The 16,823-nt window shown below is 72.1% G+C and carries 20 protein-coding genes; 5 read left to right on the top strand and 15 right to left on the bottom strand.

Annotated elements, in window-relative coordinates; genetic code table 11:
* Nucleotides 1–8: 8 nt before the first annotated feature.
* The 15 genes from V3N99_01530 to V3N99_01460 all read right to left on the bottom strand — a co-directional run bounded on the left by V3N99_01530 (nucleotide 9) and on the right by V3N99_01460 (nucleotide 13,003).
* The gene (locus V3N99_01530; protein MEO3935414.1) at nucleotides 9–1,727 is read right to left on the bottom strand and encodes a flagellar hook-length control protein FliK; all 1,719 of its coding nucleotides are present in this window, start codon (nucleotides 1,725–1,727) and stop codon (nucleotides 9–11) included.
* Nucleotides 1,727–2,770 (bottom strand): transglycosylase SLT domain-containing protein, encoded by a 1,044-nt coding sequence (locus V3N99_01525; GenBank protein MEO3935413.1) that lies wholly within the window; start codon nucleotides 2,768–2,770, stop codon nucleotides 1,727–1,729. The genes V3N99_01530 and V3N99_01525 overlap by 1 nt, the downstream gene beginning before the upstream one ends.
* Nucleotides 2,767–3,228 carry a flagellar FliJ family protein gene (locus tag V3N99_01520; protein MEO3935412.1) on the bottom strand — a complete coding sequence of 154 codons (462 nt, stop codon included), beginning with the start codon at nucleotides 3,226–3,228 and terminating at the stop codon, nucleotides 2,767–2,769. Before V3N99_01520 ends, V3N99_01525 begins: the two co-directional genes overlap by 4 nt.
* A complete protein-coding gene (locus V3N99_01515) occupies nucleotides 3,225–4,529 on the bottom strand; it encodes a FliI/YscN family ATPase (protein MEO3935411.1) in 1,305 nt (434 codons plus the stop codon). Before V3N99_01515 ends, V3N99_01520 begins: the two co-directional genes overlap by 4 nt.
* Nucleotides 4,526–5,206, bottom strand: a complete 681-nt coding sequence (locus V3N99_01510; GenBank protein MEO3935410.1) for a hypothetical protein — start codon at nucleotides 5,204–5,206, stop codon at nucleotides 4,526–4,528. Before V3N99_01510 ends, V3N99_01515 begins: the two co-directional genes overlap by 4 nt.
* Nucleotides 5,190–6,203, bottom strand: a complete 1,014-nt coding sequence (fliG, locus tag V3N99_01505; GenBank protein MEO3935409.1) for a flagellar motor switch protein FliG — start codon at nucleotides 6,201–6,203, stop codon at nucleotides 5,190–5,192. Before fliG ends, V3N99_01510 begins: the two co-directional genes overlap by 17 nt.
* Nucleotides 6,200–7,804 (bottom strand): flagellar basal-body MS-ring/collar protein FliF, encoded by a 1,605-nt coding sequence (gene fliF / locus V3N99_01500; GenBank protein ID MEO3935408.1) that lies wholly within the window; start codon nucleotides 7,802–7,804, stop codon nucleotides 6,200–6,202. Before fliF ends, fliG begins: the two co-directional genes overlap by 4 nt.
* Nucleotides 7,801–8,157, bottom strand: coding sequence for a flagellar hook-basal body complex protein FliE (gene fliE / locus V3N99_01495; protein MEO3935407.1), 357 nt, complete (start codon nucleotides 8,155–8,157; stop codon nucleotides 7,801–7,803). The genes fliF and fliE overlap by 4 nt, the downstream gene beginning before the upstream one ends.
* Entirely contained in the window at nucleotides 8,154–8,549 is a 396-nt protein-coding gene (locus tag V3N99_01490; GenBank protein MEO3935406.1) for a flagellar basal body rod C-terminal domain-containing protein, read from the bottom strand. Before V3N99_01490 ends, fliE begins: the two co-directional genes overlap by 4 nt.
* Nucleotides 8,549–8,908, bottom strand: a complete 360-nt coding sequence (flgB, locus tag V3N99_01485) for a flagellar basal body rod protein FlgB (GenBank protein MEO3935405.1) — start codon at nucleotides 8,906–8,908, stop codon at nucleotides 8,549–8,551. The genes V3N99_01490 and flgB overlap by 1 nt, the downstream gene beginning before the upstream one ends.
* A 135-nt stretch (nucleotides 8,909–9,043) precedes the next feature.
* Nucleotides 9,044–9,361 carry a hypothetical protein gene (locus V3N99_01480; protein MEO3935404.1) on the bottom strand — a complete coding sequence of 106 codons (318 nt, stop codon included), beginning with the start codon at nucleotides 9,359–9,361 and terminating at the stop codon, nucleotides 9,044–9,046.
* Entirely contained in the window at nucleotides 9,358–9,759 is a 402-nt protein-coding gene (fliS, locus tag V3N99_01475; GenBank protein ID MEO3935403.1) for a flagellar export chaperone FliS, read from the bottom strand. Before fliS ends, V3N99_01480 begins: the two co-directional genes overlap by 4 nt.
* A 25-nt stretch (nucleotides 9,760–9,784) precedes the next feature.
* Nucleotides 9,785–11,083 (bottom strand): flagellar filament capping protein FliD, encoded by a 1,299-nt coding sequence (gene fliD / locus V3N99_01470; protein MEO3935402.1) that lies wholly within the window; start codon nucleotides 11,081–11,083, stop codon nucleotides 9,785–9,787.
* Between the two features lie 108 nt (nucleotides 11,084–11,191).
* Nucleotides 11,192–11,980 carry a flagellin gene (locus tag V3N99_01465; GenBank protein MEO3935401.1) on the bottom strand — a complete coding sequence of 263 codons (789 nt, stop codon included), beginning with the start codon at nucleotides 11,978–11,980 and terminating at the stop codon, nucleotides 11,192–11,194.
* 174 nt (nucleotides 11,981–12,154) lie between these two features.
* Nucleotides 12,155–13,003: a FliA/WhiG family RNA polymerase sigma factor gene (locus V3N99_01460; GenBank protein MEO3935400.1), complete on the bottom strand. Its 849-nt coding sequence runs from the start codon at nucleotides 13,001–13,003 to the stop codon at nucleotides 12,155–12,157.
* Nucleotides 13,004–13,244: 241 nt separating this feature from the next.
* Between V3N99_01460 and flgN the strand changes: the two genes are divergently transcribed.
* The 5 genes from flgN to csrA are packed head-to-tail and all read left to right on the top strand — an operon-like array spanning nucleotide 13,245 to nucleotide 16,732.
* Complete coding sequence (flgN, locus tag V3N99_01455) at nucleotides 13,245–13,724, top strand: flagellar export chaperone FlgN (protein MEO3935399.1); 480 nt, start codon at nucleotides 13,245–13,247, stop codon at nucleotides 13,722–13,724.
* Between the two features lies 1 nt (nucleotide 13,725).
* On the top strand, nucleotides 13,726–15,117 hold the full coding sequence (flgK, locus tag V3N99_01450; protein ID MEO3935398.1) for a flagellar hook-associated protein FlgK: 1,392 nt from the start codon (nucleotides 13,726–13,728) through the stop codon (nucleotides 15,115–15,117).
* Complete coding sequence (gene flgL, locus V3N99_01445) at nucleotides 15,117–16,007, top strand: flagellar hook-associated protein FlgL (protein ID MEO3935397.1); 891 nt, start codon at nucleotides 15,117–15,119, stop codon at nucleotides 16,005–16,007. Before flgK ends, flgL begins: the two co-directional genes overlap by 1 nt.
* Entirely contained in the window at nucleotides 16,004–16,456 is a 453-nt protein-coding gene (locus V3N99_01440) for a flagellar assembly protein FliW (GenBank protein ID MEO3935396.1), read from the top strand. Before flgL ends, V3N99_01440 begins: the two co-directional genes overlap by 4 nt.
* Before the next feature lie 39 nt (nucleotides 16,457–16,495).
* On the top strand, nucleotides 16,496–16,732 hold the full coding sequence (gene csrA / locus V3N99_01435) for a carbon storage regulator CsrA (protein MEO3935395.1): 237 nt from the start codon (nucleotides 16,496–16,498) through the stop codon (nucleotides 16,730–16,732).
* Nucleotides 16,733–16,823 lie beyond the last annotated feature (91 nt).

Genomic DNA, 16,823 nt, shown 5'->3' with positions numbered 1-16,823 from the left:
CATCCCCTCTACATCGTCAGGTCCACGCCCGAGGTGCGGGCGCGGTCGATCGGGTGACCCCCGAGGTGCCTGCTGGCTCCTCGTACGGTCCGGTCCCTGCTGTCGATGCCATCCATGGCGATCGGTCCGCCACCCGTCCCTGGGTGGTGGTGGTCTGTGGTGGCCTGGCCACCGGGGGTGAACCCGCCTGCGCCGTCGGACGCCGTGCTGTTCTGGGCGGTCGGCGACGACCACGACGAGGACGAGCCGGTCGGGTTTCCCGACGGGTCCCGGACGTCGACGCGGGCGGACTGGGCGCCGGCCTGCTCGAGGAGGCGGTGCAGGTCGGACGAGGAGGACAGCAGGGCCGCCCTCGCCTGGTCGCCGGCGGCGAAGCGCACGTGCACGTCGCCCTGACGGAGGGTCAGCACGACGCGCACCTCACCGAGCGCGCGGGGGTTGAGCTGCAGGACGAGCCGGTGCACTCCTTCGCCCGACCCGACCAGGCGGGCGACCTCCGGCAGCACCTGGGTCGCGACGACGTGGTGGGCCGAGCTGAGGTCCGGGCCGCGTGGGGCCGCGCTCGGGGCGACGGTGGGCCCGGTGGGCCCGGTGGGCACGGCCGCGGGCGTCGACAGGCCGACGGTCGGCACCGCAGGGTCGATGCGGGTGACAGCGGGTGAGGCGGGGTCGAGGCGCGGAGTGCGCTCGGCACGGTCCGTGGAGGTCCGCTCCGTGACGACCGCCGCGGCGGCCGGCGCCGGCGTGAGGCCGAGCCTCTGGAGGGAGGGAGCCGTGGCGCTGGCCGTCCCGCCGGGCAGGGTGGGGACGAGTCCCGAGACAGTGGCCGCAAGCGCCGCGACGAGCGCGCCGCCATCGGGCGCAGGGCCGGTGGTGGTCGCCGCGGGTCGTCCTGTCGTGACCCGGGCGGCGGGTGCCGCCGATCCCGGGACGGCCGGCTGTCGGCGGTCGGATCCCTTGGTCGCCGCCGTCGCTACGGCGTCCGTGGCTGTGGCGCGGCCGGTGCCGACCACCGCCCCCCGGGGGGTGGCTGCGGGAGCGGCCGTCACGGTGGCTGGGGTGGCCGAGGGAGGGGTCGCGGAGGTCGTGTCGCCCGCCGTGGTCGCAGCTGGGACCACCGCGGCGGGCGACGCGGCCTGTCGGCCGGGGCCGACTCCGGTGAGCGTGGGGACGCCGCCGGGGGCCTGGTCCCGCGTCGTCGTCGGACTGGCCTGTGCCTGACCTGCCGTCACCGGCGCGGTGGCCACGGGGGTGACCTGCGCGGCCGCGGCGGTGACGGCCTGCAGCCCTGCCGCCAGGGGGCTGGTCGCACCGGCGCCCGCGCCAGCGACGGGGGGACCAGCGGGTGCGCCGGCGGCGTCCTCCTGGCGGTCGCCGGACGTTCCCGGGACGGGCTCGGCCCGAACGGGGGCGACCGACCTGCGGTGCGTGGGCGCCGCGGTGCCGGGTGTCGTGGTGCCGGGTGTCGTGGCACGCTCCGGCATCACGAGCGCCCGGTCGGTCGCAGCGGCTGCGTCGGGTGCGTCGGGTGCGTCCGAAGCGTCGGGCGGGGCGGGCGAGCCGTTCCGGCTGCTGGTCAGCTCGCGCTCCATGAGGTCGGCGAAGTGGGTGTCGGGAGCGGAGACGGCGTCGGCGCGCGTGGCGCGGGTGGGGCCGGGACGCCCCAGGGTGGCGATCTCGGAGGCGGACGGGCGGGCGCCGGAGAGGACCGGGGGGAGGGTGGGCATCACGTGGCTCCTGCCATGGACATGACGTTGCGCACGTAGCTCTGCGTCTCGGGATAGGGCGGGATGCCGTTGTACTTGCGGACGGCGCCCGGGCCCGCGTTGTAGGCGGCGAGCGCGAGGTCGGTGCGACCGAAGCTGGTGATGAGCCCGTGCAGCATGCGCGCTGCACCGTCGACCGACTGGGCGGGGTCGAAGGGGTCGGTCACACCGAGGCCGGCAGCCGTGGCGGGCATCAGCTGCATCAGGCCGCGTGCCCCCGCGCCGCTGACGGCGGTGGGTGAGAACCCGGACTCCTGCCGGGCGACAGCAGCCAGCAGCGGGGCGCTGATGCCGTACTTGCGGCTGGCGGCGTTGAAGAGACCGGCGTAGGGCACGTCAGCCCCGACCAGTGCCCCGGTCGCCCCGCTGGGGGCGACCGTGCCCAGACCGGCGGCGGGGGCGGCGATGATCCGGCGGATGGCCGTGGGGGTCTCGTAGACCGGGCCGATGCGCACGTCCTTGCCCGGGCGGGGCGCTTCGATCATCTGACCCCCGCCGATGTAGATGCCCACGTGGTGGGCCGGTGAGCCGAAGCCCAGCACGTCGCCCGGGCGGGCCTGCGCCATGCTGCTGACGGCGGTGCCGGCCTTGGCCTGGTCCCAGGACACGCGGGGCAGGTCGTAGCCGAGGTCCTTGTAGACCCGCTGCAGCAACCCCGAGCAGTCCAGCCCGGTGTGCGGGTCGGTGCCGCCCCAGACGTAGGGGACACCGAGGTACTTGCGCGCGTCGGTCACGACGTCCGCGCCGCTCACCGAGCCGCTGGTGGCGCTGGTGCCGCCGGTGCTCGTCCCCGTGGTCACGCCCTGACCGGCTGCGGTCGCGAGCGCGTCGGTGGTCACGGAGGCGGCGCCGGATGCCGTGGGGCGAGGAGAGGCCGTCGCGCTCGCCTGGCCGAGGGCCGCGGTGAAGGCGGCGCTAGGGCCGGCCGTGGGTGCGCTCGGCGCGAGGGCGGCCAGCTGCGACTGCAGCTCGCCGATGCGGGAGGTGACGTCGGCGATGCTCATCGCGTGTCCCCGTACCGTGCCCAGCGCTGCCCGGCGATCTCGTCGAGATCGCGGGCCTCGCGGCGGCGGTCCTCGTCGCGCAGCTCGACGGCGCGCCGTTCCATGAGCAGGGAGATGGCCTCGAGCTGGGTCTTGTCGTGCTGCCACTGGCCTCGAGCCGCGAGGGCGACCGCCTCCGTGGTGTCGAGCTGGCCCTGGGCGGCGGCGACGGCGGTGCCGACCACCAGCATCGCGCTGCGAGCCGCGAGGAAGCTCGCGGCGTCCTGGCCCTGCGCGGCGGGGGCCGCCGTGGGTGAGTCGAGACGGCTGTCGAGCGAGACCAGGCGCTCCTGGTCGCGACGGGCGTCGGTGAGGGCGCTGTGCAGACCGAAGAGGCTGTCCTTCTCGCGGATCGAGCGCACCCGGGCGACGGCATCGAGGCCGGGCGACCCGGCGGGGCGGGGGGCGGGGGAGGTCATGTGGGCATCAGCTCGTGGAGTCGGGTCCAGGTCGTGCCGAGCGGGCTCGGCTCGTCCATGGACTGGCGGAGGAAGTCCTGGATGCGGGGCATGAGGGCGAGGGCGAGGTCGGCGTCGGGGTCGGCGCCGGAGACGTAGGCGCCGATCTCGACGAGCTCGCGCACGTTGCGGTGGGCGGCGAGCAGACGCCGCAGACGGATGGCGTCCTGCCGCTGCTCCGGCGTGGTGACCGCGTTCGTGACCCGTGACACCGACTCGAGCACGTCGACGGCCGGGAAGTGGCCGCCGGTCGCGAGCCGACGGGTGAGGACGACGTGACCGTCGAGGATGGAGCGTGTGGTGTCGGCGATGGGGTCCTGCATGTCGTCGCCCTCGACGAGCACCGTGTAGAGCCCGGTGATGCTGCCTCGCTCGGTGGTCCCCGCCCGCTCGAGCAGCCGGGGCAGCAGGGAGAAGACACTGGGGGGATAGCCGCGGGTGGCAGGCGGCTCGCCGGCCGAGAGCCCGATCTCGCGCTGCGCCATGGCGACCCGGGTGAGGCTGTCCATCATCAGCACGACGTCGCGGCCGCTGTCGCGGAACCACTCGGCGATGCGGGTGGCCACGAAGGCGGCGCGCAGCCGCTCGACCGGAGGCGCGTCCGACGTGGCCACGACGACGACCGACCGCGCGAGGCCCTCGGGGCCGAGGTCCTGCTCGATGAACTCGCGCACCTCGCGGCCCCGCTCGCCCACGAGGGCGATCACCGAGATCTCGGCGTCGGTGTTGCGGGCGACCATCGACAGCAGGCTCGACTTGCCCACACCGGAGCCGGCCATGATGCCGACGCGCTGGCCGCGGCCGCACGGGGTCAGCGCGTCGAGCGCGCGCACGCCGAGACCGATCTGGGTGTCGATGCGCGGCCGCTCGAGGGCCCCGGGCGCGGGGTGCTCGACGGCGGCGAGGGCGAGTGACGTCAGGGGCGGGCCACCGTCGATCGGTCGGCCGAGCCCGTCGAGCACCCGACCCCGCAGCTGCTCGCCGACGCGGATCCGCAGGGGGCCGCCGGCCGTGCGCACGTTCGACCCCGTGGTGAGCCCGGTCGTCGAGCCCAGTGGGAGGCAGACCAGCCCGCGGGGCCCACTGGCCACCACCTCCGCCAGCACCGCGGGCTGACCGTCGATCTCGACGAGGTCACCGACGGCGGCGTCGAGGCCGCTCACCCGCACCTGGAGCCCGAGCAGCTCGACGACCCGGCCGAGGGGGAGCGGGCGCACCGCGCCCAGGGCGCGGGACGCCAGGCTCGACGTGAGCACGCTCATCGCAGCACCTCTCGCAGGCGCTGCAGGGCAGCGACGACGTCGATGGACACGAGGCGGTCGTCGAGCTCGACCACCGAGGCCTCGCGGGCCACCGACGAGTCGGCCACGACGACGACCCCCAGGGCGCGCAGGTCGGCGGCCGGCACCGAGGCGGCTACGGACGGGTGCAGGCGCAGCCGTGCGCGCTCTCCCTCGGGGAGCACGCGGACCGCCCGTCGGACGACGTCCTCGTCGGTCTCGCCGAGCAGTGCGTGCCCCACCAGCTCTTCGGCCACGGCACAGGCCAGCTCGCTGGCCTGCTGCTCGACGGCCGTGCAGGCCGCCGACGTGGCTGCGTCCAGTCGGGCGGCCGCCTGACGCAGCGCGCTCATCGCGAGCTCGTGCTCGTCCTGGTGCCGGGCCGTGGCCCGCGCCCGGGCCGCGGTGGCCTCGCGCTCGGCCTCGGCCGCGCGCTCGGCCGCGGCGCGTCGACCCTCCGACCACCCCACGGCGTAGCCCTGGGAGCGGGCCGAGGTGCGGGCGCGCGTCGCCAGCTCGTCGAGGACGGTCTCGGTGCCGAGGTCGCCCCGCACGTGGTCGCCGCCGAGGCGCGTCCACGTGCCCTGGCGCAGGTCCGGGGTGAAGAGGGCGGTGGTGGCCACGTCCCGCAGGACCCGGGTCTCAGGTGACGAAGTCATCGTCGTTCCCTCTCCGGAGCAGCAGCTGCCCCTTCTCCTCCAGCGAGCGGATGGTGCGGATGATGGCCTGCTGGGCTTCCTCGACCTGGGCCGTGCGCACCGCGCCGAGCAGCTCGACCTCCTCGAGGAGGTTCTCGCCGGCCCGCTCGGAGAGGTTGCCGGTGATCTTCCCGCGCACCTCTTCCGTGACGCCCTTGAGGGCCATGGCCAGGTTGTTCATGTCGACCTCGCGCAGCACCAGCTGCACCGAGCGGTCGTCGATGGTGACGATGTCCTCGAACATGAACATCCGGCTCTTGACCTCGTCGGCGAGCGCCGCGTCGAGGGCCTCGAGGCCTTCCACGATCTGGCGCTCGGTGGACCGGTCGGAGCGGTTGATGATGCTGACCAGGGGGTCGACGCCGCCGACGCGGGACATCTCGGTCGGCTGGAGCACGGACGAGAGCTTGCGCTCCAGCGTGGCCTCGACCGCCCGGATGAGGTCGGGCGAGGTCTGGTCCATCACCGCGATGCGGTGCGCCACCTGGGCCTGCTGGTCGGGCGCCAGGCCCGAGAGCAGCATGGAGGCGCGGTCGGGGCTGAGGTGCGCGATGACCAGGGCGATCACCTGTGGGTGCTCGTCGACGATGAACGACAGCAGCTGGGCCGGGTCGATGCCCTGCAGCAGCTGGAACGGCATCTTGACCGACGAGGCCTTGAGCCGGGCCATGATCTCGGCCGCCCGGTCCTCACCCAGCGACTGCCGCAGCATGTCCTGCGCCAGCTGCATGCCGCCCTGGGCGATGTGGGCCCGGGCGGTCATCATGTCGCGGAACTCGCTGAGCACCTTGCTGCTCTCGGCCGCATCGATCGACTCGAGCCTGGCGACCTCGGACGAGATCGCCTCGACCTCGCTGTCGGGCAGGAGGGCGAGCACGGTGGCGGCGCGCTCGCGACCCATCTGGATGAGCAGCACGGCCGCCTTTCGCACCCCCATGGTGGCGACGGCGGTGCTCATGACGGTCCCTCGACGAGCCAGCCGCGCAGCAGCGTGGCCACGTCCTCGGGCTGGTTGTCCACCAGGGCGGCGAGCTCGTCACGGATGGCGTCGTCCTCGGACGGGCCTTCGAGGCCGAGCAGCGTCGCGGCCGGGCCCAGGGCCGCAGGCGGGGCGAAGCCCCGCGCCGCGGCACCGTCGCGCAGCTGCTCCACCAGGTACTCGGTGGCCTCGGCCCGCTGCTTCGCCTTCTTGCGTCCCCGCAGCCAGGCGATCAGGACGGCCAGCAGCAGGATGATCACGGGGATGGCGCTCTTGGCGTAGCCCATCATCTGGTCCTGCTGGTCGATCGAGGCCTGAGCCTTGAGCGCAGCGGCGGCAGCGGTCTCGGCGGTCCGGTCGAAGGGCAGGGCCGAGACGTTCATCGTGTCGCCCCGCTTGGCGTCGAAGCCGATCGCGGAGGCGATGGTGGCCTGCAGCACCGCCGGGTCGATCTTGGCGGAGGCGGCCTTGTCGAGGACCACGCCGACGTGCAGGGAGTTGATGCCCCCCGGGGCGAGGTTGCGGTCCTCCGTGGTCCAGTTGAGCGCCTCGTCCGAGGTGGCGGAGCTCTTGGTGTAGCTCGAGCTCCCGCTCGTCGCCGAGCCGGTGGCCGGGGTGAGCTGGCCGTCGGGGCCGACGACACCACTGGCCGAGGTGCCGCTCGCCGGACCCGTGTACTTCTCGCTGTTGACGGTGGACGAGGAGGTCAGGCCCTTGGGGTCGGCCCGCCGGTAGGTCTTCGAGCTGGTCTTGGCCTGGTCGAAGTTGAGGTCGGCCGTCACCTGCACGGTGCCGTTGCCGGCGCCCACCACCCGGTCGATGATCGCCTGGATGCGGGCGACCTCCTGGTTCTGGAAGGCGGAGACCTGCTCGTCGCGGGTGCTGGCCGCCAGGGCCCCGCCGGTCCCGTCGCCGGGGCTGGAGAGCATCTTGCCGGACTGGTCGGCGACGGTGACCTTGGCCGGGTCGAGCCCGTCGACGCTCGAGGCGACGAGGTGGACCACGGCCTGCACCTGGTTGGTGCCCAGGCTCACCCCGGGCTTGATGTCGAGCAGGACCGAGGCGGTGGTGGGGTCCTGGGTGTCCGAGAAGACCTGCTTGTTGGGCAGGGCCAGGTGCACGACGGCCGACGACACCCCGTCCATCGACGCGAGGGTCTTGGACAGCTCGCCCTCCATGGCCCGCTTGTAGCTGACCTGCTGCTGGAAGTCGGAGGTCGACAGGCTCTGGTTGTCGAGCAGCGAGTAGCCACCGTCGCTGCCGCTCGGCAGACCGTCGCCCGAGAGCGCGATGCGGTTCTTGTAGACGTCGTCCGCGGGCACCAGGACCGTCCCGCCGCCGTTGGTGAGCTGGTAGGGCGTCCCCTGGCTGTCGAGCTTGGTGACCACCGCGGCGGCGTCCTTGGCGGACAGGTTGGAGAACAGCGGGGCGTAGGCCGGTGCCGACACCCAGTGGTAGACCAGCACGGCCCCGAGGAGCAGAGCGGCGGTGCCCACGAGGGCCACGGCCTTCTGCCCTGCGGTGAAGCCGAGGAAGGTCCGCTGGTAGCTGCGAGCGGTCCGCAGCAGTGACTCCTTCATCCGACCGGCATCCGCATGATCTCGTTGAAGGACTCGAGCGCCTTGTTGCGCAGGGCGACCGTCAGCTGGGTCGTGACGGAGGCCTCGGTGGCCGCGATCGTGTACTGGTGGATCGCCGTGAGGTCACCCGTCGCCGCCTTGACGGCGAGGTTGTCGCTGGCGCTCTGCACCCCCTGCAGGCGGTCGAGACCGTCGGTGAGCAGGTTGCCGAACTCGCCACGGGGGGCGGTGACGGACGAGGTGCCCTCGCCGCTGCCGATGGTGGGGGTCTCCGGGCCGACGACCGGGGGGACGTACGGCGTGAAGCCGCCGGTCCCGACGGCCGTGACGCCGGAGATGCCGAGGTCGCTCATGCGCGGCGTCCGATCTCGAGGGCGGAGGAGTAGGTGTCCTGGGCGTTCTTCGTGACCTGGACCGAGGCCTGGAACCCGCGCTGGGCCATGATCAGCTGGCTCATCTGGCTGGCCATGTCGACGTCCGGCGCGCGGACGTAGCCGCCGGCGTCGGCGAGGGGGTTCTCGGGGGCGTACTCCAGGCGGCCCTGGGCCGAGCTGAGGGCGATGCCGCCGACGGCGACCCCACCCTGGGGCAGCGCGGTCGCGTTGATCATCTGGGCCTGGAAGGCGCTCTGCGAGGTCGGCTTGATCGTGTTGACGTTCGCGATGTTGTTGGCCAGGGCGTCGAGCCAGGTCTGGTGCACGGCCAGGCTCGACCCGGCGATGCGCAGCATGTCGAAGGCCGCCATCAGGCGCCGCTCAGCGACTCGTGGATGCGCTCGTAGCGGTCGCTGACCGCACGGCTGAGGATCTGGTACTGGTACTGCGCCTGGACGCCGGCGAGCGTCTCCTTGCGCAGGTCGACGTTGTTGCCGTTGGCGCCCACGGGGGTGCTCTCGGCACTGCGGCTCGCGGCCACCCCGCCCTGTCCGGCCGCCATGCTGCCGTCCGCGACGGCGGAGCGCAGGGCGCTCTCGAAGTCGACCGCGCTCGCGGTGAAGTGCGGGGTGTCGACGTTGGCGATGTTGTCGGCGATCACGCTCTGACGCAGGGAGACGCCATCGAGCGCCGAGGAGAGAACGCGGCTGACGGCGTCGGTAACGGCCATGGACACGACGGATCTCCGTGGGGAAGGAGTGGGTGCCGGTCCATCGGCGGAGGGGGGGAGCAGTCCGTGCTCACGGGTCTCATCGGCATCAGCGCTGACGACCTGAGGTAAAGCACACTAAATCGGATGAAAAGGTCAGGCCGACTGATCGATGTACGTCGCGCAGGCGCGCGGCGAGGCCGTGGCGTCGGCGATGCGCTGGGCGAAGTCGCGCTGCCGGCCGGTGCGCTGCATGGCGCGGGCGATGTCGCCCATGGCCCGCACCTGGCGGTCGTGGATGGCCCGGGCCCGGGGCAGCAGCTGGGCCGGCAGCGGGACCTCGGGGGAGGGGGGCACCCACTCGTCGAGCTCGACGGGGAAGGCGTCCTGCAGCCGGCGCTCGATGCCGAGCACGGCCCGTTCGAGGCGGTCGAGCTCGACCTCCCAGGCGCGCGCGGAGTCGATGGTGGTCATGCGCTCCTTGCTTCCATCGTGTGCGAGGCCACGATGAGCGCAGCCTCGCGCCAGGTCTGGGCGATCTGGGTCGACAGGGTGAGGCACTCCAGCATCGGGGCGGCGTCCTTCGACACGTTCGCCTGCACCAGCCGCTGGAGAAGGTAGTCGTAGAGGGCAGCCAGCTGGTGCCCACCGCGGAACCCGTCGGGGTCGAGGCTGCTGCGCAGCTCCGACACGATGGCCTGCGCGTGCACGAGGTGCTGGTGGGTCTGCAGGTGCTCTCTCGTCTGCTGGCTGGCTACCGCTCGCTGCAGGTCGAGGACCAGTCGTTCGCAGAGCATCACCAGCAGGGTCTGGGGGCTGGCCGTCGTCACGGAGGCGCTCACGTAGGCGGCTCGGGCGGTGCTGTGGGTCATCGGGTTCCCTCCGTGGCTTCCGTGGTCACTTCGACGTGCTCAGGGCGCCGAGCTGACCGGCGAGCCAGCTGGACTGGCTGTTGAGCTGGTTCAGGGTGGTCTCGAGGTTGGTGTACTGCTGGGTGAGGGTCGACTGCCGCAGGGCGAGCCGCACGTCCCAGTCGGCGATGGAGTCCTGGGTGCGCTGGATCTCGACGTTGTGCCCGCTGATCGCCCCGGTGAGGGAACCGCTGATGCTGTCGCTGGCGGCCTTGGCCACCGCTCCGATCCGGTCGACGAAACCGGAGCCTCCGCTGAGGGCGCTGGTGACCTTGCCCGGGTCGGCGGCGTAGGCGGCCGAGAACGCGCCGGCGTCGAAGACGAGCTTGCCGTAGCGGTCGGACTGGATCCCGACGGACGAGAGGCTGGTGCCGTCGGTGGGGAACACCGCAGCGAACAGGGCGCCCCGCAGGGACCCGGCGGCCGCGTCACTGGACAGCAGCCCCTGGGTCTTGGTCGTGGGGTTGTAGGACGTCAGGGTGTCGATCTGGGTGAGGGCGGCGTTGATGTTGTCGACGAGCGACTTCGCCTTGGCAGCGGCGGCGGTCTTGTCGGCGACGACGTCGATGTGCGCGTCCTGGCCGACGGCGGCCGCGCTGATCGTCAGCTCGAGACCCGAGATCGCGGTGAAGGTGTTGCTCGACGAGGTGAGCGTGTCGGCGCCGACGACGATGGTCGCGTCCTGACCGGCGGTGGTGGTCGGCGAGCCGAGCCCACCGACGTTGCTCAGCGAGAAGGTGCTCGCCGCGCCGGTGGTGGTGGACTGGAGGCTCAGGCGCTGGGTGCCGTCCGAGAGGTTGACGACGGTCGCGCCCACACCGTACGAGCCGGCGTTGATGGCGGCCGCGACGCTGCCGAGGGTGCCGCTGCCGGTGGACAGGGTGGTGGTCGTGGTGCCGACCGTCAGCTCGACAGGAGAGCCCGTGACGACGACGTCGGTCGCCGACGCAGGGTCGAAGGTGACCTTGGTGGCGGTCGCCAGCTGCTGGACGTGGACGTCGAGCGTGGTCGGGCTGCCGGTGGAGGTGACCGTCACCCCGGCGAGGGAGGAGGTCACCTGCTGGGGGCTCCAGGCGTTCGCCTTGCCTGCGTCGGTGGCCTGGGTCGCGAGGGCGGCGATCTGCGCGTTGAGCGACTGGAGCGCCTGCACGGTCGACTGCTGGGTGCCGAGCTGGGTCTTGAGCCGGTTCTGGGGCTGGGCCTCGAGGAGCATGAGCTGGCTGATGATCGAGGCGGTGTCCAGACCACTGGACAGGCCGCTGATGCTGCTGGTGCTGGTCGCCATCGAGACGTCCCCCCTGAGTCTGTTCCGAGAGAGTGGAGCCGGGGGCCGGAATGGCCCGGATCCCGGCCCGGGGGGAGGTGATCTCCCCTCGGACCGGGATCAGGTCGGTCAGCCGCGCAGCAGCTGCAGCACGCCGTTGGGCGCCTGGTTGGCCTGGGCCAGCATGGCCGTACCGGCCTGCGACAGGATGTTGGAGCGGGTGAACTGCACCATCTCCGACGCCATGTCGGTGTCGCGGATCCGGCTCTCCGACGCGGACAGGTTCTCGATCGCCACGTTGGTGCTGGCGATCGTGTGCTCGAACCGGTTCTGCACCGCACCGAGCTCGGCCCGCTGGGCCGAGATGGTGGTGATCGCCGTCTGGATGGTGGTGCTGTCCGTGATGACGGCCGAGCTGGTGTTGACGGCCGCGAGCGCGGTCGCGGAGACGTCGATCTTGTCCGCCGCGTCGGAGCCGACCTGGAAGGTCAGCGCCGCGCCGCCGAAGAGCGTCACGCCGTTGAACTTCGCGTTGTCGGTGATCCGCGTGACCTCGGTCTGCAGGGCCCCGAACTCGGCACCGAGAGCGGCCTTCGAGTCGGTGTTCTGCGTGCCGTTGTTGTACTGCACCGAGAGGTCGTTCATGCGCTGGAGCATGGAGTGGACCTCGGTGAGCGCGCCTTCAGCGGTCTGGGCGACAGAGATGCCGTCCTGGGCGTTGCGCACGCCCACCTTGAGTCCGCCGACCTGCGAGCGCAGGCCCTCGGAGATCGCGAGGCCGGCGGCGTCGTCGGCAGCGCGGTTGATCCGGAAGCCGCTGGACAGCTTCTCGAGCGACTTGGACATCTGCCCCTGCGTGACCGACAGGTTGCGGTACGCGTTGAAGGCGTCGATGTTCTGGTTGATGCGAAGACCCATGATGGAACTTCCTTCCTGGAGGGTGGGTGACTGCTGGAGCCCGTCCGTGGGCTCCACCTGTCTCATCGGCCCGGGAGTGGGCCACCTGAGGATTTAGCTGGACATTCTGGACTTTTTTTCTGGGTGGTGCGGTGGTGGTGCTGCGGTGGAAGCGGTGAGGTGCGGCGCAGGAGGTCAGGCGGTCTCGTCGAGCTCGACCGGGCGCTGCTGGCGCAGACCCAGGGAGTGGCGTGCGGCGACGGAGGCGTAGTAGGACTCGCGGCGACGCGAGGCGCACCCCGGGTTCGCGTCCGGCTGCTCGGCCAGCTCGGGGTCGAGCTCGCGCTGGAGCGCGGTGCGCAGCAGGACGAGGGCCTCGGCGCGGATCTGCGAGATCCGCGACTCCGACACCCCCAGGTCGGCCGCGATCTCGGCCATCGGGCGCTCGGCGAGGAAGTACTCCGTGACGACCACGCGCAGGCGCTCGGGCAGCTCGGTGACGGCCTCCATCAGGTAGGTGAGCAGCTCGAGGTGCTCGACGACCTGGTCCGGGGTGGCGCTGGTCGACGCGAGGACCGGGCCGTCGGAGTTCTCCGTGCCCTCCAGGGACAGCACGGAGGCGCGAGCGATGTCGCCCTCGTTGCGGCTGATGTCCTCGATGGGGACGCTCAGGGCCGAGGCGACCTCGGCGGTGGTCGGGATGCGGCCGAGGATGGCGGCGAGCCGGTTGCGGGTCTCGTCGAGGTCACGGGCGCGGCGGCGCACCGAGCGCGAGGCCCAGTCGACCCGGCGCAGCTCGTCGAGGATGGCTCCGCGGACGCGGGTCGCGGCGTAGCCGGCGAAGGGGACGCCGCGGGTCGGGTCGAAGGCGCGAGCAGCGAGGACGAGGGCCAGCATGCCGGCGGAGGTGAGGTCGTCCCTGCTGACGTGGGCCGGCACGCGGCCCATCGTCTCGCGGACGATGTGGCCCACGAGGGGCATGTGCGAGGTGACGAGGTCGTCGGGGGAGGCCGGCGCGGTGGGGGAGGTCGTGGTGGGGGGCACGCGCCCACTCTGGTGGACGAAATGCGCAGACACACCCCCTTAGGGGTGTTTTAACCCCTTCGGAGACCACCCTTGAGCAAAACGGATAGAAAGGACTAGTACGGACAGACTACCCACCCAGGATGGGGCCTCCGGGGCTCTGGGGCACGAACCCACGGGCATACCGCTCAGATGGGTGGCGCCGCCGCCGATGGTCCCGTCAGCACGAGCAGAAGGCATGCGTGCTGAAGGGAGTGATGACGTGGAGAAGCTGTCTCAGATCCTCTGGCGCGAGCGCGAGCTGCTCGAGTCCCTGTTGTTCCACCTCGACGTGGAACGACTGGTGCTGAGCTCTGGCCGCACGAGATGGCTGGCCCGCGCCGCCGACGACGTCGAGGCGGTGCTCCAGAGCCTGCGCGAGACCGAGATCCTGCGCTCCGTGGTCGCGGACGAGGCGGCCGGAGCGCTGGGTCTGAGCCACAGCTCGAGCCTGCGCTCGCTCGCCGAGTCGCTCGACGAGCCGTGGAAGTCGATCATGATCGACCACCGGGACGCCTTCCTCCTGGTGAGCCGAGAGATCCAGGCCCTGGCCGAGACCAACCGGGAGCTCCTGACCTTCGGGCTGCGGTCGGCCCGAGAGACCCTCATGGGGCTCGGCGAGGAAGGTGTCCAGGGCTACCGACCCGACGGCGCCGCCGTGCTGGAACGACCCACCCCCCGACTCGTGGACAGGAGCTTGTGAGATGACCGGCACCTTCGGTTCGTTCACCACCGCGCTCAGCGCGCTCAACTACACCCGCGTCGCCATGGACGTGGCCAGCAGCAACATCGCCAACGTCTCCACCGACGGCTACACCCGCCGACGGGTCGAGGCGGCCTCGGTGGGTGGGCCCACCCAGCCCGCCATGTGGTCCCGCTACGACGGGCACGGTGACGGGGTGACCGTCACCGGCGTCTCCCGGCTGACCGACGGGCTGCTCGACAGCCGGATGCGCACCGAGCACGGTAACCAGAGCTACCTCGACGTGCGTCAGACCGCCCTCGACCGGCTCGAGCAGGGTGTCGGCGAGCCCGGCACCACCGGCGTCTCCGCCGCCCTGGCCGACTTCCGCGCGTCGTGGCACGACCTGGTCAACAACCCCGGTAACGCCGCCGCCCGCAGCCAGGTGCTGGGCAGGGCCACCACCCTCGCCGAGGGTATCGCCGCCCAGAGCCGCCAGATCGCGGCCACGCAGGGTGACCAGCGGCTGCAGCTGAGCTCGGTCGTCGGTGAGGTCAACTCCCTGGCGACGGGCCTGGCCGACGCCAACCGGGCCATCGCCTCCGGCACGATGGCCGGCGCCGACGTGAGCACCCTGCTCGACACGCGCGACCAGCTGACCCTGAGGCTCACCGAGCTGACCGGGGGCACGGCCTCCATCCGCAGCGACGGGGGGTCCGACTTCGCGGTCGCCGGCCTGTCGCTGGTCAGCGGCAAGGACGCCTCGGTCTTCCGGGTCGCCTCCGGGGTCACCGCGACGGGCAGCGCAGACGGCAACCCGGTCACCTTCAGCCTCACCGCGCCCGGCGGGTCGGCGGCCACCCTGTCCACGCCGCCCCGAGGTGAGGTCGGCGCCCTGGCCGAGCTGATCGACGTCACGCTCCCCGCCTACCAGGTGGGTCTGGACGCGGTGGCCCAGCAGCTCGCCGACACGGTCAACACCCAGCACCAGGGCGGCTTCGACGCCGCCGGGAACCCCGGCGTGGCGCTCTTCGCCTACACAGCGGGCTCACCCGCCTCCAGCCTCACGGTGGCGATCAGCGACCCCGCGCTGCTGGCGGCGTCCTCGATCTCGGGAGGGGTGCTCGACGGTGGCAACGCCGACCTGCTGGGCGCCACCTCTGGCGTCGAAGGCAGCTACCAGCAGCTCGTCAACGGCCTCGGCACCACGGTCCAGGCCGCCCGTCGGGCGGCCGGCAACCAGCAGGTGCTCACCAACCAGTTCGACGGCGCGCACGAACAGCTCGCCGGCGTCAACCTCGACGAGGAGACCGTCACCATGATGCAGAACCAGCGGGCCTTCGAGGCCGCGTCGAAGGTGCTGAGCACCCTCGACTCGGTGCTCGACACCCTCATCAACCGGATGCTCGTCTGATGACCATCACCCGGGTCACCCAGCGGATGATGACCAACCGGTCGGTGGGGGGGATGCAGGCAGGGCTCGCGCGGATCTCCCAGGTGCAGGAGCAGCTCTCGACCGGTCGCGTGCTCAACCGCCCGTCGGACTCGCCGACCGGCACGAGCGCCGCCATGCGCCTGCGCGACTCCCTGTCCTCGGTCAAGCAGTACCAGCGCAACGGGCAGGACGGTCTGGGCTGGCTGGGCCAGATCGACGGCGCGCTCGCGTCGGTCACCACATCGCTCGGCCGCGCGAAGGACCTCGCGATCCAGGGGGCCAACGCGGTCAACTCCAGCCCGTCGGCCCGGGAGGCGCTCGCAACCGAGATCGACCAGATCCGCTCCGGCCTCGTCTCCGACGCCAACACGACCTACCTCGACCGACCGGTCTTCGGCGGCGTCACCGCCGGTGGCAAGGCCTACGACTCCGCGGGCGCCTTCGTCGGTGTCGCCGGGGCGGTCAACCGCTCGGTCGCCGACGGGGTCAAGATCCGGGTCGACGTCGACGGACCGTCGGCCTTCGGCCCACCGGGGGGCTCGGTCTTCGACCACCTCAGCACGCTGTCGAACGCCCTGCGTGCCGGTGACGGCGCCGGTCTCAGCGCCAGCATCTCCGACCTCCAGGCCGACCTCACCCGGATCCAGAGCGCCAGGGCCCAGGCCGGTGGCGCCTACAACCGGGTGGAGGCAGCGATCGGCTCGGCAGCCGACAGCGAGCTGCGGCTCACGGCCTCCCTCTCCGACGTGGAGAACGTCGACCTGCCCAAGGCCACGATCGAGCTCCAGCTGGCCAACGTGGCCTACCAGGCGGCGCTGGGGGCGACGAGCAAGGTCATCCAGCCGAGCCTGCTGGACTTTCTGCGATGATGGCGACGGCGTCGCTCCCGGCGACCGCGACCAACCTCCACCTGGGCAGGGGCCTGATGCCATCCGAGATCCCGGTCATCGAGCTCGTCCAGCCGATGCCCGGCTTCGCCGACCGGCACCGGTTCGCGCTGGTCCAGGTCGACGAGGACGGGCTCCTGTGCTCGCTGCGCTCCCTCGACGACCCCGACCTGCGATTCCTCGTGGCGCCACCGATGCCCTTCTTCCCCGACTACGCCCCCGAGGTCGGTGACGACGTGGTCGAGCAGCTGGGGATCGACTCGGTCGACGACATCCTGCTCCTGGTGGTGCTGACCGCTGGCCCCTCGCTCGAGACCAGCACAGCCAACCTCGCCGCCCCCGTGCTGGTCAACCTGCGCACCCGGCGGGCCCAGCAGGTGATCCTCGCGGACCCGGGGCTCTCGGTCACCGCGCCGCTCGTGACCCCGTGATGGTCACTTCGTCCCGGTCGTACGTGTAGTTTCTGCATCATGCTGGTTCTGAGTCGTCGCGTCGGTGAGAGCATCGCCATCGGTGACGACGTCGTCGTGACCGTGCTCGAGGTGCGGGGTGACGTGGTCCGCATCGGCATCGCCGCGCCCCGGTCGGTCACCGTCCACCGGTCCGAGCTCCTCGAGGAGCTCGAGCGCAGCAACCAGGAGGCCGCCTCGCCCAGCGACGACGCCGTGCGGTCCCTGCGCGACGCGCTGCGCCTGCGCAAGGGCTGAGCCCGCATCCCGGCCTGCACGACGAGGGCGACGGGCGCGGATTCGGCGCCTGCCCGCGAGGCTGGCAGAATGGGCTCGACCGACTCCACGC

This window comes from Dermatophilaceae bacterium Soc4.6 (assembly GCA_039889245.1).
GTDB lineage: Bacteria > Actinomycetota > Actinomycetes > Actinomycetales > Dermatophilaceae > Lapillicoccus.
Note: the sequence above shows the minus strand (reverse complement) of the source record. Positions and strands in the feature narration are given on the sequence as shown.